This is a genomic window from Novosphingobium sp. KN65.2 (assembly GCF_001368935.1).
Taxonomy (GTDB): Bacteria; Pseudomonadota; Alphaproteobacteria; order Sphingomonadales; family Sphingomonadaceae; genus Novosphingobium; species Novosphingobium mathurense.
In genome coordinates this window covers 62,313-80,842 of record NZ_CCBH010000161.1, presented here as the reverse complement: position 1 = coordinate 80,842, position 18,530 = coordinate 62,313, and the positions used below count along the sequence as shown (strand labels likewise).

Here is an 18,530-nt window from a genome sequence, read left to right as displayed (position 1 = left end):
TGATTGGCTTGCAAATTTGGCAGAACGCATGGACCCCGAAGGGTAGCCGCGCGAGTTTGCTCAAGCAGCAGGACAAGGAGGCAGCGAGATGAAAAACATCGCCACGCTCACGATGAATCCGACCATCGACGTATCCTATGACGTCGGCCAGATGCGCCACACGCACAAGATGCGCACCGACAACGAGTGGTACGCTCCGGGCGGCGGCGGCATCAACGTGGCGCGGGTCTTCGTCAGGCTCGGCGGGAATGCGCGCTGCTACTACCTGTCGGGCGGCGCGACCGGGCCGGCGCTCGACGGCCTGATCGACCGCCATCAACTGGTGCGCACCCGGATTTCCATTGCCGGGCCGACGCGGATCGCCTCCGCCGTGTTCGAGCACGAGACGGGCAAGGAATATCGCTTCGTGCCCAAGGGCCCGCAGATCGCCGAGGGCGAATGGCGCGCCTGCCTCGAACAGTTAGGCGAAGCCCAATGCGATTACATGGTCTTGAGCGGATCGCTTCCTCCGGGCGTACCGGACGATTACTACGCCAGGATCTCGGACCTGCTGCGCTCCCGTGGGATAGAGATTGTCCTCGACAGTTCGGGCAGAGCGCTCGCCGCGGGGATCGAGGCAGGCGGCCTCACTTTGCTCAAGCCCAGCCTCGGGGAATTGCAGTCCTACCTTGGACGCTCCCTTGAAGGCGTGAAGGCCATCGAGGAAGCCGCCATGGGCATCGTCGAAGCCGGAAAGGCCCGTCTCGTCGCGGTGACGATGGGCCATGAAGGCGCCATCCTTGCGCGCAAGGAAGGGACCGTCACCCTGCCTGCCATCCCCATCGAGGCGGCCAGTGCCGTAGGCGCCGGGGACAGCTTCGTCGCCGGAATGGTCTTCGCCCTAGCGAGTGGGCAGAGCGATACCGAGGCGTTCCGACTCGGACTAGCATCCGGTTCGGCTGCCGTTTTGCGGGCCGGTGCTGGTCTTGCCCATCCCGAGGACATCGAGTGCCTGCTTCAACGGGTCGCTGCCATCTGAACAACTTCGCGGACCGGTCAGGCTCCGGCGCCATGCCCGGTACGCGATCCGAAAGGCTCGCCGCGCCAAGGCCCGCACCGATCCACGAAGAAGCGACAGGCGCTTGCCTAAACCGGTCCGCGCCGCCTGCCCGGATGCACCTCAATCCGGTAAATGCTGTGCCCGAACCTGACCTGCATCGCCAACAACCTGACCACACCAGCCCCGAGCAGATCGCCACCGGGCCGCGTTTCACTTGCCGCCGAATTCCGATTGCCGATTCCTTGCCCGATCCTTTTCGCCATCACCCTCTCCGCCTTCTTTTTTCCGGTGGCTCTTGCCTTGAGAACCTTTTCACCCGACCGGCGCAACGGAAAGGGCATCGACATCCGATCCCGAGCAATCTGGTTAACGCCAGAAGGTCTCGCGAAACGTTGCAAGGACTTGATCCGACAGTATCGGACGGAAGCCAACGAAATGGTGTGCGGTCGCTTCAAGAGGCCAAACCGCAGCCCGTTCGAAGTTGCTGCGCAGCAATTCGTGCAATTCAACCTTTGCGCGGCATATAAATTTCTGCAATATGAACGGGAAAGGTCGCACTCGACCTTAACGGCGTTGGGAGAGAGCGCGCCGGGGGGAGTTAAGTCACTCTCCGGCGCGCCGATATCTCGCAGTTGCAGTAGAACGCCGATCATTAAAAAGTACAAGAGAATCATGCGCCTTCGGGCGCATTTTTCTTGTCCCACCCCAGACCACGAATCGCTTGATGCGCAACCGCAGCATAAAATTCCTAGAATCTTCTGCATTTGCGAACATTGTATCGCGATTTATGACACCGTTGTCTGATTCGGCTCGCATAGCATGCTAGGCTCAGCTCACGATGGCGCCGGCAGGGGTGGAAGGGCTTGGGGGGTCTAGCGTGACGACGAAAATTTCATCGCCCTCCGTTGCACCGGAAGCCAGCACGACGCGTCTGCTCTGGACGATCGCCCTGCCGGCGATGCTGACCAACATCGCGACGGCGCTCTTCGGGCTTGCCGACATGTGGGCGATCGGGCGCCTTGGCGACGCTCCGGCGCAAGGGGCTGTCGAACTCGGCGCGAAGTACATGATGGCGCTGCTCAACATCTTCAATTTCCTGCGCACCAGCACCGTCGCGCTGACGGCGCAGAGCGCGGGACGGCGCGACAGCGGCGAGCAGGCCGAAACGCTCGTGCGCGCACTCACCGTTTCGCTCGGCATCGGGGCCCTGCTCCTTGCTACCATGCATGTAACGGTCCCGCTCGGCCTGGATCTTCTCCAGGCCTCGGGACAGGTCCGTGAAGGCGCCCGCGACTATATTGCGATCCGCTACTGGGCCGGGCCGATCTGGCTGGCCAACTGCGTGCTGGTGGGATGGCTGATCGGGCAGCGACTGGTGCGGCAGATCCTCGTCGTCGAGATCATCGCCAATGCGGTTCACATCGCGCTCGATCTGCTGCTCGTGCTCGTCGCCAAGTGGGGCGTGGCCGGTGTCGCAACTGCCACGTTGAGTTCGGAAGCTCTCAAGTTCGCGCTTCTGGCAGCCATCGTCCTGCGCCAACCCGCATCACGCGAGGCCTGGGCCGCCTTCGCCCGCCGCATGACCTGGCGGCGCCATGCGCTGGTGCGCCTCTTCGCACTCAACCGTGACCTGTTCGCGCGCACCCTTCTCCTCAATGCAGCGATTCTCATCTTCGCGCGCAGCGGTGCCCAGCAGGGTGCCGTCACGCTGGCCGGCAACGGCATCCTGTTCCAGCTCTTCATGCTCTCCACCCTGCTGCTCGACGGCTTCGAGAATGCTTCGCAGGTCCTCTGCGGCGAAGCTTTGGGGGCACGCGACCGCAATCGCTTCACCGCCACCGTGCGCAACGCCCTGATCTGGGGCGGCGTGACCGGAATTGTCCTGAGCCTGGCCTACCTGCTGGGGGGAGCATGGCTGGCGGCTCGCTTCAGCACCGACAGTGCGGTCATCGCCGAGACCGGGACCTATGTCTTCTGGGTGGCGCTGCTGCCGTTACTGGGCGTCGCTTCATTCGTGCTCGACGGCGTGTTCGTCGGCGCAGGATGGACCCGCGCGATGCTGGGCACGATGGCCGTGGCCATGGCGGTTTACGGCATCCTGATCTGGCTGCTCCATCCTCTGGGCAACCATGGCCTGTGGCTGGCCTTCACGCTGTTCTTCGTCGTCCGCGCGATCGGCCAGTTCATCGTCCTGCCGCGCCTGACGCGCCGCAGCTTCAGCGCCGACGGTAAATGACACAAAGATTGTTGGCCGGCATTTCCACATAGCGCTCGAAGGCCAGGCCCTCGCTATCGGCAACTGCGCTCACTTCCTCTAGCTGGCGCAGCCCCCAGCGCGGATCGCGGTCCTTGAGGCTGAGATCGAACTCGGCGTTGCTGGGCTCGAGAGGATGGCCCTCACGTCGGAACGGTCCATAGAGAATGAGCGGAGCGCCGGCAGGCAGCGTCCGCCCTGCTCCCGCCATCAGGCCCAGAGTCGATTCCCAGGGACTGATATGGATCATGTTGATGCACACGATCGCATCGACGCGCTCGACCGGCCAAAAGACGGCGGCGGCATCGAGTTCCAGCGGCGCGCGCAGATTGAAGGCGCCTTCCGCCTCGCGCCATGACGCAATCGAAGCCCGTGCGTCGGCATCCGGATCGCTCGGCTGCCAGGTGATGTCGGGAAGTGCGCGGGCGAAGTGCACGGCGTGCTCTCCCGTCCCGCTCGCAATCTCGAGCACCAGTCCCCTGCCCGGCAACGCTTCGCGCAGAACAGCAAGGATCGGATCGCGATTGCGGGCGGTGGCAGGCGCGTGGCGACGGTCATCGGTCATGGACACGGACTAGGGCCCGCGTCGGGCCCCCGCAAGTCCGACCAGTCGATTGCGCCAGCCCCCTATGGGCGGCCTAGCCTCAGTCCCAGAGGCTGGCCTCGCCGGAATGCCCCTTGTCGGCAACAGTGCCAGGGGTGCTGTCCTCGTCCTCGAGGAAGCCGCAGAAGCGGGAACGCAGCGCATCGAGACTGATGCGCCGCATCTCCTGTTCGCTGAACCCCGCCGTCAGGATCGAGGCCAGCACGCGCTGCTTCTGGGCAATCAGATCGATCGCCTGGAGTTCGCGCATGTGCCTGCCCGCAAAGGCCGCATCCCGGCAGAAGACTTCACCGAGCGCTTCCACTTCACTGCCGAGCTCGTTGAGGACCTCGGCCATCGCCAGGAACTTGGGTTCGTGGTGCATTGTGCCTCTCAGGCTGCCATCAGGCCGTCTTCGGCGGAGCTGAGCGCCTGGAGATCGAGAACCATGACCATGTTGTCGTCGATGGCTGCGAGCCCCTCGAGGAACGGCACGACGCTGTCGTTACCGGTAGATGGCGGCGCCTGCAGGGTCTCGCTGTCGAAGGTAACGATGTCGCTGACCGACTCGACGATAAGGCCCTGCGCCTGCCCATTGACGTGGCACACGATGATCGCGTGGCGCGGCGTCGCTTCCGTGGCGGCCCAGCCCAGGCGCGCGGCCAGGTCGACGACCGGCAGCACGGTGCCGCGCAGGTTGACGACGCCCGCGACGTAGCTGGGCACCCGGGGCATCGGCGTAACCGGGCTCCATGCGCGGATTTCGCGGATCTGCATGATATCCAGCGCAAAGACCTGGCCGGAGACTTGGAAAGTGATCAGTTCGCGTTGCATGAACTCATCCTCGCTTTGAACGATGACCCTGCCGGGCCGGATCAGTGGGCGACGCGGCGCACGGCCGCGACAAGCTTGTCGGTGTCGAAAGGCTTGACGATCCAGCCGGTCGCACCGGCGGCGCGGGCACGCGCCTTCTTTTCGTCGGAGCTTTCGGTGGTCAGCACCAAGATCGGGCGATCGCGATGACGGGTGCCGCCGCGTACCTGCTCGATCAGGCCGAAGCCGTCGAGGCGCGGCATGTTGATGTCGGTAATCACGACATCGACCTCATTCACCGCCAGCCATTCCAGCGCGGAGACGCCGTCGTCGGCCTGCGAAACCTCGAAGCCGTTGGTGGACAGGGCGTGATTGAGCAGCGCGCGCATCGAGGCACTGTCATCAACGGTTAGAACTCTGGTTGTCCTGGACATCAAATGCCTCACTTCTTCAGAACAGTTCGACTTCGCCACGCGGTGCCTGGCGGATCATGGGTGGTGCCTGGACCTCGGGTGCATCCGAGGAGGCGACGGTACGGCAGCGGACCTTTCCGGATGCCGGGCGGAAATCGACACGGCGCGCATTGGCGCCGCCCAAGTCCTCGCGCACCAGTTCGATGCGCTCGCTCCTGAGAAAACTGCGGGCAAATTCGGCATTTGCGGTACCGATCTGCTGCATGCCGGCGCGAATGTTCGCGCCGCCGTAGAGATGCGCCCGCAAACGGTTCTTGTGTGCGCCGTAGGACAGCATTTCGTTGATCAGCATTTCCATGAGGTAAACGCCGTAATGGACGTCCACCTCGCCCGGACTTCGGCCGGAAGGCGGCTCGGGCAGGAGGAAATGATTCATGCCGCCCAGTTCGATTTCGGGATCGTAGAGGCAGGTGGCCACGCAGCTTCCCAGCACCGTGCTGAGTTCGACGCGCGGTCCCGCACTGATCTTGAACTGGCCCTGCAGGACGGTGAGTCGCACAGTGGCTCCACTGGTGATGATCGTGTTCATGATCGTCAGGCCGCCATGCTGAGCGCGTGATGCGCAATACGGTTGATCGGAGCGACGACACGCGCCGCGCCCAGCGAAATGGCCGCGCGCGGCATGCCGAAGACGATGCAGGTGCTCTCGTCCTGAACGACGGTGTGTGCACCCGCCTGGCTCATCGCGAGCAGGCCTTTCGCACCGTCCTGGCCCATCCCGGTCAGCAGGATGCCCACCGCTTCGGCGCCGACATACTGGGCGACCGAGTGAAACAGGGCATCGACGCTGGGCACATGCCCGGAAATCGGCTCGCCCTTGCGTAACTTGGCGTAGAGCACGTCGGTGCCCTTCACCAGAAGGTGATGATCGCCTTCGGCCGCGAGATAGACGTGACCCTGCCGCAGCGGCATGTCGTGCACCGCCACGCCGACCTTCGCCGGGCAGACCTGATCGAGCGTGCGCGCGATCGCCGGGGCGAAGCGCGGATTGACGTGCTGGACGATGACTGTGGGCGGGCAGTCCTCCGGGAAGTCGCGCAGAAGGACCTGCAGCGCCTCGACCCCGCCGGTGGATGAGCCGACCGCGATCAGCCGGGCATCGCGCCGGATCGCCTTGCTGCCTGCAGCCGGCGTGACCGAGGCGGGCTTGCCGGGCTTTTCGTAGGATATCTGTGCGGCCTGACGGATCATACCGGCCAGGCGACCGCTGTCCTCGAATGCCAGTTTCCCGCTCGGATCGTACTTCGAGTAGCAATCGACAGCCCCCAGCGCGAGCGCGCGGGCCGTGACCTCATTGCCTTCGCGCGTGGCGCCCGAGACGATGATCACAGGAGTGGGACGCAAGGTCATGATCTTCTCCAGGAAGTCGAGACCGTTCATGCCCGGCATCTCGATGTCCAGCGTCACGACGTCGGGGTCGAGACTCTTGATCATGGCCCGCCCTTCGGCGGCATTCGAAGCCGCGCCGACCACTTCGATGTCCGGCTGCTGGCGCAGGCGCGACATCAGGATCGCGCGCATGGTCGCGGAATCGTCGACGATGAGAACCCGGATCGTCATGCGGCGCTCCTCTGGTAGATCGTCGGCCCAACCAGATCGAGCTGGCGCTGAGCCGGCCCCGTCACGCGTTCGGAATGACCGATGTAGAGGAAACCGCCAGGGACGAGGGCATCAACGAAACGCTGCACCAGGCGCTCCTTGGTTGGATTGTCGAAATAGATCATGACGTTCCGGCAGAAAATGACGTCGAACCGGCCCTTCATCGGCCAGTCGCCCAGCAGATTGAGCAGGCGGAAACGCACGATCGAGCGGATCGCGTCCGACATCGACACGTTGCCGCCCTCGCTGCGGGCCCACGCCTTGCGCAAGTCCTCGGGCACCGGCTGCACTTCCTTGTCGCTATAAATTCCTGCGTCTGCCTTCGCGATCGCATGGGGCGCGACATCGCTGGCAAGAATGCGAAGGTCACTGCGCATCATGTTGAGGCCCACCTGCCGTTCTGGACCGAGCAGGGTCATGACCATCGACCAGGTCTCCTCCCCGCTGGAACATCCCGCCGACCACAGCCGCACCGGCTGCTTATTCTCGAGCTTGGCCAGCAGGTGAGGACGTGCCTCGCGCCGCAAGTGCTCGAAGTGATGCGCCTCGCGGTAGAAGAAGGTGTGATTGGTTGTCAGCGACGCCACGGCCCGGTTCAGTTCCTCCGCATCCGAGCGCATCAGTTCGATGTAGCGGGAGAACGTGACGCAACCGGCCTGCCGCACCAGCGGAGCGAGGCGCGAATAGACGAGCATCGCCTTGCCCTGCTGAAGCACGATGCCGACGGCCCGGTAGACGATCTCGGATACGGCCTGGAAATCGGCCGCACTGTAGATGTCCGGGCTGACGCCGGGAATCGGCTCGGTCGTGGCGGGCGACGCGCTCATGCAGCCTGACGCTCCTGGCCCGGAGCGGCATTTGAGACGAGGCCATCCACATCGACGATGAGCGCCACGCGCCCGTCACCGAGGATGGTCGCGCCGGCAACGCCATCGACCGCGCGAAAGTTGGTGGCCAGGCTCTTGATGACGAACTGGCGCTGGTCCTGAATTTCATCGACCAGCAGCGCGGCCTGGCCGGTGCTTTCGGTATCGACGACGATCAGGACGCCCTCATCCGGCGTCAGCGCTCCGCTCGAAGCGCCCAGCGCCGAACGCAGAGACACGATCGGAATGAAGCGTCCGCGCACGTTGAGCATGTTGCGGTTGGAGCCCAGCCCCTGCACTTCGCCATCGCCCGGACGCAGGCTTTCGACCACACTGGCAAGCGGAACCACGAGGGTCTGGTCGCCGACGTTGACGATCATGCCGTCCGAGATCGCCAGAGTGAGCGGCAGGGTCAGGATGAAGGTCGTGCCCTTGCCCGGTGTGCTGTCGATGGTGATGCGACCGCCCAGATCCTTAACGTTCTGGCGCACCACGTCCATGCCGACACCGCGGCCGGAAATGTTGGAAACGGTCTGCGCGGTCGAGAAGCCGGGCGCGAAGATGAGGTTGTCGATTTCCTCGGCAGTCAGCTGCGCATCCGCGCTGACGATGCCCTTCTCCACGGCCTTGGCCAGCACGCGTTCGCGGTTGATGCCCGCGCCGTCGTCTGCGATCGAAATGAGGATGCGGCCCGAGCGGTGCTCGGCCGAAAGCGTAAGGGTACCTTCCGGCGCCTTGCCTGCGGCGATACGATCCTCGGCGCTCTCGATGCCATGGTCGACGGCATTGCGGATGAGGTGTGTGAGCGGTTCACCGAGGCGTTCGATCACCGTCTTGTCGAGTTCGGTCGTCTCACCGATGACGTCGAGCTTGACGTGTTTACCGGTCGAGGACGCCAGTTCGCGCAGGATGCGCGGCACCCGGCTGAAGACGCTCGAGATCGGCTGCGCGCGAATCGACATCGCGCTTTCCTGGATGTCGCGGGTCAGCGTCTCGAGCAGCGAAAGCTCCTCGTTCGCGGTGATACCGTTGGCGCCAAGGCGCTGAACGAGCATGGCCTGCGCAATCACGAGTTCGCCGACGAGGTCGATCAGGCGGTCGAGCTTGAACAGATCGATGCGAATCGATTGCCCACCTGCCGGGGGTGCCGGGGGAGCACCCGGTGCAGCCTTCGCGGCGGCATCGGCAGGCGGTTCCTGAACCGGAGACGGTGCGGGCTGCGGAGCGGCAGCGACGGGCGCTGAAGCTTGCGGGGTCGCGGCCTTCGGCTCACTCACGGGCACAGGCGCAACCGGTGCAGGCACGGGCTTGGGGGCCGCGGCTACGATGATCACCTCGGGAATTTCTGCATCATCGCCGAATGCGAGCGCGCAGTCGTCACCGATGAAATCGAATATCTCGCGAACCGAATCCTCGCTGGCCGCCTCGGGCATCGAGAACGTCCAGCCCAGATAACCCTGCGCCGGATCGAAAGCATCGAGCGGCGGAACCTGCGAGATGTCGCAATGCACGCATTCGCCGCCGAGGCTGGCGATCTCGCGCACCATCAGCAGCGGCTCGCTGCCATTGCGCATGGCGCCCGAGTGCGGACGAAGGTGGACCTTCCAACGCTTTTCCGGCGCCGCTTCGGCTGCCTTGGCCGGAGCCGGGTCAAAGCCTGCGGTTAGATCGTCGAGCAGCGCATCGAGATCGAGTTCGTAGTCGGAGCTGCTTTCGGCGTCCGAATCATACGAAGCCGGTTCGCTCACTTCCGGCTCGGCCGGGGCTTGCTCGACCGCTTCGGAAGCACCGCCGGCATTGGCTGCCATGGACGCTTCCATTTCGCTGATCAGCGCCGCGTCGGCAGGCGCATCGCCGCCTTCACGCGCCGCCTCTACGTGGTCAGAGAGCGTATCGAGCGCACGGAGCAGCAGGTCGACGAGCTTGCTTTCGATCGCCACCAGCCCTTCGCGGACATCGGACAGCAGTGTCTCGAACGTATGGGTATAGGCCTGAAGCGCAACGTAGCCGAAAGCCCCCGCACCGCCCTTGATCGAGTGAACCGCGCGGAAGACGGCATTGACGGTATCGGCATCCTGCGTTCCAGCCTGACAGGCCGCGAGGCCACTTTCCGCGGCCGCCAGCGATTCCTCGCACTCGGCAAAGAAGATCTGTTGGATTTCTTCAGGGCTCATAATTTGCTCTCTTCGAAGAGTTCCGAGGTCAGGCCGGTCAGCTGGGCCGCATCGAGAAGTGCCGGGGACGGCGTGATTGTCGCACCGCCATCGCTGCGGCGCGCGGACACGAGGAGCTGGAGCACCGCCTGGCCGACGTGCTCCACACCCGAACCGTCGATCGCGGTCGGGCCATCGCCCATTGCCGCAACCAGTTCCGGCCATATCGCTTCGGCAGCGGCGCGGTCACAGCGCGCCGGCAAGATAATGCTGTTCATTGTGCCCCCAACAGTTGGTCGCTGAATACGACCACAGCCTTTCCGTCACTATGTCACTAGTCCTACGCAGTTATCCTTAGGGAAACGGTCAGGAGACGGTCATTCGGGCACTCAACCTGCCCAGTTCCGCGCGTCCGGATCGTTAACATAAGGCAACGCGATGACCTTCCGATCGAGCCGAAAAATCGTCTGCGAACCACTGACGAAGGCCACGCTACACGGCGCCTTGCCAAAACCTCGTTTGCTACCAACTCAGGCGATGTCCGTAGATTGGTTAAGGATTTTGATCGCTGAATTAGTGGTATCCAGCACAGGCAATCGATATTCACTATTCAGCGAGAAGGTTTCTCCCTCATGCATGACGCCCGCGTACTGGTAGTCGACGATTCAGCGGCTATGCGCGCCCTGTTTTGCGATGTTCTCGAGCAGACGAAGAACATTCGCGTCGTCGGCACGGCCGCCAATGCCGCCGAGGCCCGCGACCAGATCGCAGAACTGATGCCGAACGTGGTAACGCTCGACGTCGAGATGCCCGGGATGAGCGGCATCGAATTCCTCGAAGAGATCATGACCACCAACCCGCTGCCGGTTGTCATGCTGTCCAGCCTTACCCAGAGCGGTACCGAAACCTCGCTCAAGGCTTTCGAACTGGGCGCGGTGGAATGCTTCCCCAAGCCGCTCAAGGCGACGCCGGAGCAGTTCGCCAAGACGGTGGGCAAACTTGGCAAGATCGTGCTTGCCGCGGCGAATTCGAACGTGCGCGACAAGCCGCGCAATCGCGGCCCCAAGGCCGAGGCCGAAGCCGGCGGCGGCTACGTCAGCAACGGCAAGATCGCGGCCTTCAGCGCGTCGATGGGCGGCGTCGATGCACTGACCGAAGTGCTCTCGCGCTATCCCAAGAACTGTCCCCCGACCGTGATCATCCTGCAGACCGAACCGGCACTGGCGCAGATGTTCATCGACCGTGCCAACAAGGACTTCCCCTGTGCGGTCAAAGCGGCTGCCGATGGCGCGGAACTGAGCTCGGGCACGGTCTACATCGCTTCCGATCCGGGCAAGCACGTGATCGTCGAACCCGGCGCTCCGGCCAGGCTGCGCCTTGTCGAGCGCGATCCGGTCGAAGGTTTCCGTCCTTCGGCAACGCTGCTGTTCGGCTCGATCGCGCGCGCTTCGATGCCTGCCATCGGCGCCGTGCTGACCGGCATGGGCGAAGACGGCGCGAAGGGTCTCAAGCTGCTTCAGGCCGCGGGCTGCCGCACCCTTGCCCAGGACCGCAACACCGCCACCGTCCCGCAGGCTCCGGCAGCGGCGGTCGAAGCCGGTGCGGTCGACAGCGAACTGCGTCTCGAGGAACTGGCCGCCGACATCCTCGCGAACTGCGGCTCGGAAGGCTGATCCACTCACCCTGAAAGCAAAGCGAGCGGGCGACACCGGGCAAGGTGTCGTCCGCTCGCTTCTTTTTTGAACGTCCAGTGGAGGGGGGCCGGACGCTCGGAGGGTCAGTGTGCCGCCTGCGGCTTCATATCCTTTGGCGGACGCGGGGCGACCCAGATCGTCGAGGCGGCAATCACCAGAACAACCGCAGAGATGGCGAAGAGGTGCGTGGTCCCAAGCGCCGTGCCCTGCAATTCCACGATCTGGGAAATTGAGGCTGCAGCCTGCTCGGCGCTGAAGCCCTGATGCTGCAGTGTACTGGACACCTGCTCGACGCCATTGAGGGTCCCGACCATCTCGGCCGTATCCATGCGCGAGGCATCGTTCCAGTACGTAGTGACCAGAGCCGTCGCCACGGCACCCGCCAGCGTTCGCGCGAAGTTGGCGATGCCCGATGCCGTCGCGGTCTCCTCAAGGTTGACCGAGCTGAGGCTGATCGTGGTGAGCGGCACGATAAACAGCGAGACCCCTGCCCCCTGCAGAAGCTGGGGCATCGATATCATCCAGAACGTCGAATCCGTCGACCAGTACGATCGCAGCATCGAACAGAAGCCGATCCAGGAAATGCCGACGAACACCAGCAGGCGCGGGTCGAACTTCTGCATCAGCCGGGGCACAACGGGAGACACGGCCACGGCCAGGATGCCGCTGAACGCCATGGCAAAGCCGGCATCGGTGGCCGTGTATCCCATCGACGTCTGCAGCCATTGCGGAATGACCACGACCGACGAGAAGTAGGTCCCGAAGGCAATCATCAAGGATATCGTCGCCGCCGTGAAGCCTGAGTGGCGGAAGACCTTCAAGTCGACGATGGGATGTTTCTCGGTCAGTTCCCAGATCACGAATGCTGCGAAGAACACGGCAGCCACGCAGGCCATGATCACGATCTTGGTGGAGCTGAACCAGTCCTCTTCACGACCAAGGTCGAGCATCATCTGGAAGGCGCCGACCCAGATCACCAGCAGCACCAGTCCGATCCTGTCGATAGGCAGCTTCCTGGTCGGCGTCTCAGCCCCGCGCAGCAAAGTCGCGATGCCGAAGAAGATCGGAACGGCGAGCGGCACGTTGATGAAGAAGATCCATTCCCACGACCAGTTGTCACTGATCCAGCCACCGAGGATCGGGCCGGCAATCGGCGCGGTGACGACGGTCATCGCCCACATCGCCATGGCGCGTGAATGCATTTCCTTGGGGAAGATTCGCAAAAGCAGCGTCTGGGTCAGCGGCATCAGCGGACCGCCGCAGAAGCCTTGTCCGATGCGGAACAGAACCAGCATGCCCAGCGTGCTGGACAGGCCGCAAAGCGCGGAGAAGACCGCGAAGCCTACTAGCGAATACAGGAAGACGCGTAGGGTGCCGAAGCGCCCCGCCAGCCAGCCCGTCAACGGCACGCAGATCGCTTCGGCGACGGCGTAGGAGGTAATCACCCAGGTACCGCTCGAAACCGAGACGGCCAGGCCGCCTGCGATATGCGGCACCGAAACGTTGGCGATCGTCAAATCGAGCACGACGATGAAGTTCGCCATGGCCAGCACGAAGCCGGCCACGATCAGCCGTATTCCGGTCAGGGGGCGAGGCGCTGCCTCGCCCGGGCCCGTCCCGGCAGGTGCTGTTGCCGCGCCCGCCATTACTTCGGATCCGTCAGATCGATTTCAGCTTCCATCGACAGACCGATGCGCAGCGGGTGCTCCTCCAGTTCCTTGGGATCGAGTTCGATACGCACCGGCAGTCGCTGCACGACCTTGATCCAGTTCCCCGTCGCGTTCTGCGCCGGAATCAGCGAGAATGCTGCGCCGGTACCGCCGGAGAAGCCCACGACCTTGCCATGATAGGTGACATCGCTGCCGTAGAAGTCGGAAAGCACGGTCGCCTTCTGGCCCGAGCGGACCTTGCCGAGCTGGTCTTCCTTGAAGTTTGCGTTGACGTAGAGGCGGTTGACCGGGACCACGATCATCGCGACCGAGCCGGTCTCAACCTTCTGGCCAACCTGGATCGAACGCTTCGCGATCACGCCATCGACCGGCGCGCGCACCACGGTACGCTGGAGGTCGAGCTTTGCCTGCGCCAGCCGAGCCTTGGCCAGACGGATCTCGGGCGCGGTTTCATTCGTGGTGCCCGAAGTAAGGGCCACTGAGGCCTGCTCCTTCTTGCGCGCGCTGACCGCGTTCGATTGCGCTTCATCCAGAGCCGCCTTGGCCTGGCTTGCCGCCGCCTGCGCCGAAGTGAGCGCCTCACGCGCAGCGGCCAGCTCTTCCGCGGACACCGCACCGCTGTTCGCCAGGGCTGCGCGGCGCTTGTAGTCGGCCTGGGCCTTGGCAAGAGAGGCGTTGGCCGATGCGAGGCGGGCCTTGGCAGACGCGATCTGTTGCGCACTGGCATCGGCTGCAGCGCCAAGGGCACTGTTGTTGGCGATCGACTGAGCATAGCGCCGCTGCGCATAGGCCAGCCCGGCCTCGGCCTGGGCGAACGCGATCTTCTGGTCGGTATCGTCGAGACGGAAAAGAAGCTGACCCTTCTTCACCGGCTGCGTGTCGGTCACCAGCACTTCGGCCACCTGCCCGCTGGTCAGCGGGGTCACTTGCGCGGTGTCCCCAACGACATAGGCATTGTCGGTCGAGACCGAACGGCTGCCGATGAACACATCATAAAGGAAGTACAGCGCGCCGACCGCAAGCACGGCCACGGCCAGACCGATCAGCAACGGCTTGCGCCGCTTCTGATCGATAACACTGGCCTCGCCGGCTCCGTTTGCGTCATCCGCAGGCAGGTCCTGCACCTCGTTACTCATTGTCGGGAGCCTTCTCGCTGGAATTGTCGTCGAACCCGCCGCCCAGAGCGCGCTTGAGCGCGACTTCGAGGGCAAGGGTCCGGAAATGGGCATCGATCGCCGAGGTACGCGCCTGCAATGCCGCGGTCTCGGTGGTCAGGGTTTCGAGATAGTTCGACAGGCCGCCACGATAGCGTTTGAGCGCAATATCGTAAGCTGCAGCTGACTGCTCTCGTGCCTGAAAGGCATCCTTCTCCTGCTGGGCCGCCGCATTGCGGCTTGCCAGCGTGTCGGCGACGTCGCGGAGCGCGCCGACGACCGTGTCGTTATAATTGGCGACTGCCGCGTCGTAGCCGCCGCGGGCCTGGGTGAACTGGCCCTTGAGGCGTCCGCCCTGGAAGATCGGCAGACTGAGCGCACCGCCCACATTGCCGTAAGTCGATCCGCTGTCGATCAGGTTCGACAGGCCGAGCGATGTCAGGCCGATCAAACCGCTGATCGAAATGTCTGGCATGTAGGCAGCCTTGGCAGCGTCGATCCGCGATGCGGCCGCTTCGGCGCGCAACCGCGCAGCCACGATATCCGGACGACGGCCGGCAAGTGCGATGCCGGCATCGGCAGGAACGGGCGTTTCGGGCAGACTGTCGATCGCGGGAGCGGGGATCGCAAGGCCGCGGTCCGGCCCGGCACCCAGCAACGCCGCAAGCGCATGGCGGCGCAGCAGTTCATCTTCCTGGTTGGCCGAAAGCGCAACGCGCGCCTGCGCCGCGGCGGTCTGCGCCTGGCGTAACGGAGACTCGTTATCGAGACCCTGCTCCACGCGCTGGCCGGTCAGGTCCACCATCGACTGGCGCGCCTTGACCGCTTCAGCGAGCGCCTTGCCCCGTGCGACGAGACGCCCCAGGTCGAAGTAGGACGACACGACATTGGACGAAAGCATCAGCTCCGCCTGCCGGGCGTCCGCCTGCGCAGCCATTTCTTCCGACGTGGCAGCAGCAAGTTCCTTGCGCGCCCTACCCCACAGGTCGAGGTCGAAATCGCCGGTCAGCGCAAGCGTGCCGGTGCTGTTCCAGCCCTTGGGCACAACGGAAATGGGCACGCCGTTGTTGTAGCTCTGCTTCGTCAGCCCGGCCGAGCCACGCCCGCCGAGCTGAGGCTGGGTTTGCGCGCCAGAGACCTGCGCAGCACCGCGCGCCTGACGAATGCGCGCTTCAGCCATGGCCACACTGGGCGAATTGGCCAGCGCCTCATCCACCAGCGCGTCGAGTTGGGGATCGCCGTAGGCTTTCCACCACTGCTCACGCGGCCAAGCGGCATCGGTCGCCGAAGTCTGCAGGGACCGCCCACTGTCGAGATGCGCGGGTGCGCGCATCTGGGGCCGCGGCCCGAGATCGGGCGCAGCGCAGGCGGAAAGCGAAAGGGTCACAGCCAGCATGGAAGCCACCGCGACTCGAGAGGATAATGTCGTACTCATGCGTACACTTTTTATTGTGCCCCTCCTTGTCAGTGTCAACTGGAAAGTGTACTGCACAGTACAGACATGACAGAGAAACTTGGCAAACGGGAACTCAACAAGGCGAGAAAGCGCGCGGAGATCGTAGCGATCGCCACGCATTCTTTCCTGGAGCACGGTTACGCGGCAACCAGCATGTCAGCTGTAGCCGATGAGCTTGGCGGATCTAAGACGACGCTGTGGTCTCACTTCGCATCGAAAGAAGACCTTTTCATCGCGGTCATCGACCATCGCGTCGATTGCTTCGGCCGAGAAATGGAAGAAGCCCTGAAGGACAACCGCTTCAGCACTGCCAACTTGAGCAAGCTCTGCGTCACGCTGCTCGAAAAGCTCATGGACGAGAATTCGCGTCGCCTCTTCGGCCTGATCCTGACCGAAGGCGGGCGCTTTCCCGAAATCGTCGAGGCATTCTATGCGCGCGGCCCAGCGCGTCTGCTAGCACACATGAAGGAATACTTCGCCACCCGCTTCGATGAAGACGATGCGCGCGATCTTTCGCGACTGGTTCACACTGCCATCGTCGGCTTCCGTTCGGATGCGATCATCAGGCCCAATCCTCCGACCAAAGTGGAGATACAGGGATTTGTCGACGTACTCCTGTCCCGCCTTGGCCTGGACGGAATTTCGCCGATCAACAGCTGAGCCGCGAGTTGCCTATCCCCTACCGGTACCCTTGATCGGCAGCGCCGTTTCGTACTTCACCGTGCGGAGCGCAAAATGGGACGATGCCGCGCCCACGGCAGGGTGCTTGAGCAGCGTGTGCGCCAGAAACTTCTCGTATTCCTCCACGTCCTCGGCAACGACGTGGAGCAGATAGTCCCAATCCCCCGACATAGAATAACATTCCGTGACCTGCGGATGCCCGCGCATCAGCGCTTCGAACTCGGCCACGTTTTCATTGGTGTGGCTATGCATGCGCACCTGGCAGATCACCTTGACCGTCTGCCCGAGCAGCTTGGGATCGGCGAGCCTTACCACACCACGAAGAACGCCGACCTCCTCAAGTTGTTTGACCCGCCGCCAGCAGGACGGTGCCGTACTGCCGACCCTTAGCGCCAGCTCGGGATGGCTGAGCGCGCCATCCTTCTGCAATTCCGCTACAATCTTACGGTCTAGCGCATCCATTTTGACGTATTCTCTCAGATAATTGGATAAATCTGAAGTTATGCGTCAAATCGCATGACCGCAACGCCAAGTTTGAACGGCAAATTCGCAGCCTATCTGCAAGAATGGTAGGAAATAGCTGCCTCGCGCGTCGGAACGACGCAGCCGGGCCCGCGTTCGAATGGCATGGGCGGCACACAGCTTTCGCCCGCAAACAGGGATAAGCGAGACATGACTTTCTGGCAGACCGACGCGACGCACGATCCGGCCCTCGCAAGCTGGGTTGAAAGCGCCAAGGGGCATCGCGACTTCCCGGTCCAGAACCTCCCGTTCGGTGTATTCTCTCCGGCGGGCAAGGCTGCGCGCATCGGCGTGGCGATCGGCGACATGATCCTCGACCTGTCAGCCTGCGCCAAGGCCGGGCTGCTCCCCGATGCAACCTCGGGCACCACAGGCTCGGACAGCCTGAACGCGCTGATGGCCCTGCCCGAAAGCGACCGGAGAGCCTTGCGCGTTCGCCTGAGCCAGCTACTCACCGAGAGCGACAAGCGCAGCGCCGTCGAGCCGCACCTTCATCCAGCCAATACATGCACGCTGCACCTGCCCGCACGGATCGGCGACTACACCGACTTCTATGTCGGCATTCACCACGCCAACAACGTCGGACGCCAGTTCCGCCCCGACAATCCGCTGCTGCCCAACTACAAGTACGTGCCCATCGGCTACCATGGCCGCGCATCCTCGATCCGCGCGTCGGGTGTGCCGCTCGTGCGCCCCAGCGGCCAGCGCAAGCCAACTGAGGCCGATACACCCGTCTTCGGCCCCAGCGTGCGGCTCGACTACGAACTGGAACTGGGCGTCTGGATCGGTCAGGGCAATGATCTGGGCACGCCGATCGCGATGGCCGAAGCGGCGAACCATATCGCGGGATTCTGCCTGCTGAACGATTGGTCGGCACGCGATTTCCAGGCATGGGAATACCAGCCGCTCGGCCCCTTTCTTGCGAAGAACTTTCATTCGACGATATCGCCGTGGGTCGTGACGCCCGAGGCCATGGCGCCCTTCCGCATGGCCCAGCCTCCGCGCCCCGAGGGCGACCCTGCCCCGCTCGACTATCTCACGGACAGCAAAGATCGCGCGCATGGCGCGCTTGCCGTGACGCTCGAGGTTTTCCTGTGCAGCGCAAAAATGCGCGAGGCCGGCATGGAGCCCTTCCGTCTCAGCCGCGGTCCGGCCAGCAACATGTATTGGACCGTGCAGCAGATCGTCACCCACCACGCATCGAACGGCTGCAACCTGCAACCGGGCGACCTGCTGGGAACCGGCACCATCTCCGCGCCGACCCGCGACGGCTTCGGCAGCCTGCTTGAGCTTACCAGCGGCGGCAAGGAGCCGATCACCCTGCCCACCGGCGAGACGCGCACTTTCCTGGAAGATGGCGACGAAGTCACCTTGCGTGCAACGGCGAATGCCAAGGGATACGTCCCGATCGGCTTTGGCGAATGCCGCGCCGTGGTGCTTCCGGCGCGCTGATCGCCGCAGGATTTGAGGCAGCTGCCAGCGTGTCGCACAGCGGCTGCGGCGACGCTTAGTAAGGTTCCTTCGCGCGAGATCGGGCGGCCGAGCAACGACCGAGTTCACTGCACTTGACTCT

The 18,530-nt window shown here is 63.7% G+C and carries 19 protein-coding genes; 6 read left to right on the top strand and 13 right to left on the bottom strand.

What is annotated here, in order from left to right:
• Positions 1-88: 88 nt before the first annotated feature.
• The 3 genes from SPHV1_RS14575 (at position 89) to SPHV1_RS14565 (ending at position 3,275) form a co-directional block, all read left to right on the top strand.
• Positions 89-1,018: a 1-phosphofructokinase family hexose kinase gene (locus SPHV1_RS14575; RefSeq protein ID WP_054946763.1), complete on the top strand. Its 930-nt coding sequence runs from the start codon at positions 89-91 to the stop codon at positions 1,016-1,018.
• Between the two features lie 153 nt (positions 1,019-1,171).
• The gene (locus SPHV1_RS25030) at positions 1,172-1,843 is read left to right on the top strand and encodes a hypothetical protein (RefSeq protein WP_156367356.1); all 672 of its coding nucleotides are present in this window, start codon (positions 1,172-1,174) and stop codon (positions 1,841-1,843) included.
• Between the two features lie 73 nt (positions 1,844-1,916).
• On the top strand, positions 1,917-3,275 hold the full coding sequence (locus tag SPHV1_RS14565; protein WP_082431019.1) for an MATE family efflux transporter: 1,359 nt from the start codon (positions 1,917-1,919) through the stop codon (positions 3,273-3,275).
• On the opposite strand, the gene SPHV1_RS14560 is transcribed toward SPHV1_RS14565, so the two are convergent.
• The 9 genes from SPHV1_RS14560 to SPHV1_RS14520 form a co-directional block, all read right to left on the bottom strand.
• A complete protein-coding gene (locus SPHV1_RS14560; protein ID WP_054946761.1) occupies positions 3,256-3,858 on the bottom strand; it encodes a DUF938 domain-containing protein in 603 nt (200 codons plus the stop codon). The genes SPHV1_RS14565 and SPHV1_RS14560 overlap by 20 nt on opposite strands.
• A 79-nt stretch (positions 3,859-3,937) precedes the next feature.
• Positions 3,938-4,261, bottom strand: coding sequence for a hypothetical protein (locus SPHV1_RS14555; RefSeq protein ID WP_054946760.1), 324 nt, complete (start codon positions 4,259-4,261; stop codon positions 3,938-3,940).
• 8 nt (positions 4,262-4,269) lie between these two features.
• Complete coding sequence (locus tag SPHV1_RS14550; RefSeq protein ID WP_054946759.1) at positions 4,270-4,710, bottom strand: chemotaxis protein CheW; 441 nt, start codon at positions 4,708-4,710, stop codon at positions 4,270-4,272.
• Positions 4,711-4,751: 41 nt separating this feature from the next.
• Positions 4,752-5,123, bottom strand: coding sequence for a response regulator (locus SPHV1_RS14545; RefSeq protein WP_013833019.1), 372 nt, complete (start codon positions 5,121-5,123; stop codon positions 4,752-4,754).
• A gap of 16 nt (positions 5,124-5,139) precedes the next feature.
• Positions 5,140-5,691 carry a chemotaxis protein CheD gene (locus SPHV1_RS14540; protein ID WP_054946758.1) on the bottom strand — a complete coding sequence of 184 codons (552 nt, stop codon included), beginning with the start codon at positions 5,689-5,691 and terminating at the stop codon, positions 5,140-5,142.
• Between the two features lie 5 nt (positions 5,692-5,696).
• Positions 5,697-6,722, bottom strand: a complete 1,026-nt coding sequence (locus SPHV1_RS14535) for a chemotaxis response regulator protein-glutamate methylesterase (protein WP_054946757.1) — start codon at positions 6,720-6,722, stop codon at positions 5,697-5,699.
• Positions 6,719-7,588, bottom strand: a complete 870-nt coding sequence (locus SPHV1_RS14530) for a protein-glutamate O-methyltransferase CheR (RefSeq protein ID WP_054946756.1) — start codon at positions 7,586-7,588, stop codon at positions 6,719-6,721. Before SPHV1_RS14530 ends, SPHV1_RS14535 begins: the two co-directional genes overlap by 4 nt.
• On the bottom strand, positions 7,585-9,801 hold the full coding sequence (locus tag SPHV1_RS14525) for a chemotaxis protein CheA (RefSeq protein ID WP_054946755.1): 2,217 nt from the start codon (positions 9,799-9,801) through the stop codon (positions 7,585-7,587). The genes SPHV1_RS14530 and SPHV1_RS14525 overlap by 4 nt, the downstream gene beginning before the upstream one ends.
• Positions 9,798-10,058, bottom strand: coding sequence for an STAS domain-containing protein (locus SPHV1_RS14520; protein WP_054946754.1), 261 nt, complete (start codon positions 10,056-10,058; stop codon positions 9,798-9,800). Before SPHV1_RS14520 ends, SPHV1_RS14525 begins: the two co-directional genes overlap by 4 nt.
• 354 nt (positions 10,059-10,412) lie before the next feature.
• On the opposite strand from SPHV1_RS14520, the gene cheB reads away from it, so the two are divergent.
• Positions 10,413-11,453 (top strand): chemotaxis-specific protein-glutamate methyltransferase CheB, encoded by a 1,041-nt coding sequence (gene cheB, locus SPHV1_RS14515; RefSeq protein WP_054946753.1) that lies wholly within the window; start codon positions 10,413-10,415, stop codon positions 11,451-11,453.
• A 104-nt stretch (positions 11,454-11,557) separates the two neighbouring features.
• Here cheB and SPHV1_RS14510 read toward each other — a convergent pair whose 3' ends face one another.
• The 3 genes from SPHV1_RS14510 to SPHV1_RS14500 are packed head-to-tail and all read right to left on the bottom strand — an operon-like array spanning position 11,558 to position 15,733.
• Positions 11,558-13,120 carry a DHA2 family efflux MFS transporter permease subunit gene (locus tag SPHV1_RS14510; RefSeq protein WP_054946752.1) on the bottom strand — a complete coding sequence of 521 codons (1,563 nt, stop codon included), beginning with the start codon at positions 13,118-13,120 and terminating at the stop codon, positions 11,558-11,560.
• Complete coding sequence (locus SPHV1_RS14505; RefSeq protein ID WP_054946751.1) at positions 13,120-14,280, bottom strand: HlyD family efflux transporter periplasmic adaptor subunit; 1,161 nt, start codon at positions 14,278-14,280, stop codon at positions 13,120-13,122. The genes SPHV1_RS14510 and SPHV1_RS14505 overlap by 1 nt, the downstream gene beginning before the upstream one ends.
• Positions 14,273-15,733, bottom strand: coding sequence for an efflux transporter outer membrane subunit (locus SPHV1_RS14500; protein ID WP_054946750.1), 1,461 nt, complete (start codon positions 15,731-15,733; stop codon positions 14,273-14,275). The genes SPHV1_RS14505 and SPHV1_RS14500 overlap by 8 nt, the downstream gene beginning before the upstream one ends.
• Positions 15,734-15,799: 66 nt before the next feature.
• Here SPHV1_RS14500 and SPHV1_RS14495 point away from each other — a divergent pair, with 66 nt between their 5' ends.
• Positions 15,800-16,414 carry a TetR/AcrR family transcriptional regulator gene (locus SPHV1_RS14495; protein ID WP_054946749.1) on the top strand — a complete coding sequence of 205 codons (615 nt, stop codon included), beginning with the start codon at positions 15,800-15,802 and terminating at the stop codon, positions 16,412-16,414.
• Positions 16,415-16,426: 12 nt separating this feature from the next.
• Here the strand turns inward: SPHV1_RS14495 and SPHV1_RS14490 are convergent, their stop codons facing one another.
• Positions 16,427-16,897: an Lrp/AsnC family transcriptional regulator gene (locus tag SPHV1_RS14490; RefSeq protein ID WP_197277730.1), complete on the bottom strand. Its 471-nt coding sequence runs from the start codon at positions 16,895-16,897 to the stop codon at positions 16,427-16,429.
• A 210-nt stretch (positions 16,898-17,107) separates the two neighbouring features.
• Here SPHV1_RS14490 and fahA point away from each other — a divergent pair, with 210 nt between their 5' ends.
• Positions 17,108-18,409 (top strand): fumarylacetoacetase, encoded by a 1,302-nt coding sequence (gene fahA, locus SPHV1_RS14485; RefSeq protein ID WP_054946747.1) that lies wholly within the window; start codon positions 17,108-17,110, stop codon positions 18,407-18,409.
• The last annotated feature ends 121 nt before the right edge of the window (positions 18,410-18,530 follow it).

Coding starts and splice junctions, on each gene's coding strand:
- SPHV1_RS14540 (WP_054946758.1), bottom strand. CDS start 5,691: ATGAACACGATCATCACCAGTGGAGCCACTGTGCGACTCACCGTCCTG.
- SPHV1_RS14520 (WP_054946754.1), bottom strand. CDS start 10,058: ATGAACAGCATTATCTTGCCGGCGCGCTGTGACCGCGCCGCTGCCGAA.
- SPHV1_RS25030 (WP_156367356.1), top strand. CDS start 1,172: ATGCTGTGCCCGAACCTGACCTGCATCGCCAACAACCTGACCACACCA.
- SPHV1_RS14505 (WP_054946751.1), bottom strand. CDS start 14,280: ATGAGTAACGAGGTGCAGGACCTGCCTGCGGATGACGCAAACGGAGCC.
- fahA (WP_054946747.1), top strand. CDS start 17,108: ATGACTTTCTGGCAGACCGACGCGACGCACGATCCGGCCCTCGCAAGC.
- SPHV1_RS14510 (WP_054946752.1), bottom strand. CDS start 13,120: ATGGCGGGCGCGGCAACAGCACCTGCCGGGACGGGCCCGGGCGAGGCA.
- SPHV1_RS14555 (WP_054946760.1), bottom strand. CDS start 4,261: ATGCACCACGAACCCAAGTTCCTGGCGATGGCCGAGGTCCTCAACGAG.
- SPHV1_RS14490 (WP_197277730.1), bottom strand. CDS start 16,897: ATGGATGCGCTAGACCGTAAGATTGTAGCGGAATTGCAGAAGGATGGC.
- SPHV1_RS14535 (WP_054946757.1), bottom strand. CDS start 6,722: ATGACGATCCGGGTTCTCATCGTCGACGATTCCGCGACCATGCGCGCG.
- SPHV1_RS14525 (WP_054946755.1), bottom strand. CDS start 9,801: ATGAGCCCTGAAGAAATCCAACAGATCTTCTTTGCCGAGTGCGAGGAA.
- SPHV1_RS14530 (WP_054946756.1), bottom strand. CDS start 7,588: ATGAGCGCGTCGCCCGCCACGACCGAGCCGATTCCCGGCGTCAGCCCG.
- SPHV1_RS14545 (WP_013833019.1), bottom strand. CDS start 5,123: ATGTCCAGGACAACCAGAGTTCTAACCGTTGATGACAGTGCCTCGATG.
- SPHV1_RS14575 (WP_054946763.1), top strand. CDS start 89: ATGAAAAACATCGCCACGCTCACGATGAATCCGACCATCGACGTATCC.
- SPHV1_RS14550 (WP_054946759.1), bottom strand. CDS start 4,710: ATGCAACGCGAACTGATCACTTTCCAAGTCTCCGGCCAGGTCTTTGCG.
- SPHV1_RS14500 (WP_054946750.1), bottom strand. CDS start 15,733: ATGAGTACGACATTATCCTCTCGAGTCGCGGTGGCTTCCATGCTGGCT.
- SPHV1_RS14495 (WP_054946749.1), top strand. CDS start 15,800: ATGACAGAGAAACTTGGCAAACGGGAACTCAACAAGGCGAGAAAGCGC.
- cheB (WP_054946753.1), top strand. CDS start 10,413: ATGCATGACGCCCGCGTACTGGTAGTCGACGATTCAGCGGCTATGCGC.
- SPHV1_RS14560 (WP_054946761.1), bottom strand. CDS start 3,858: ATGACCGATGACCGTCGCCACGCGCCTGCCACCGCCCGCAATCGCGAT.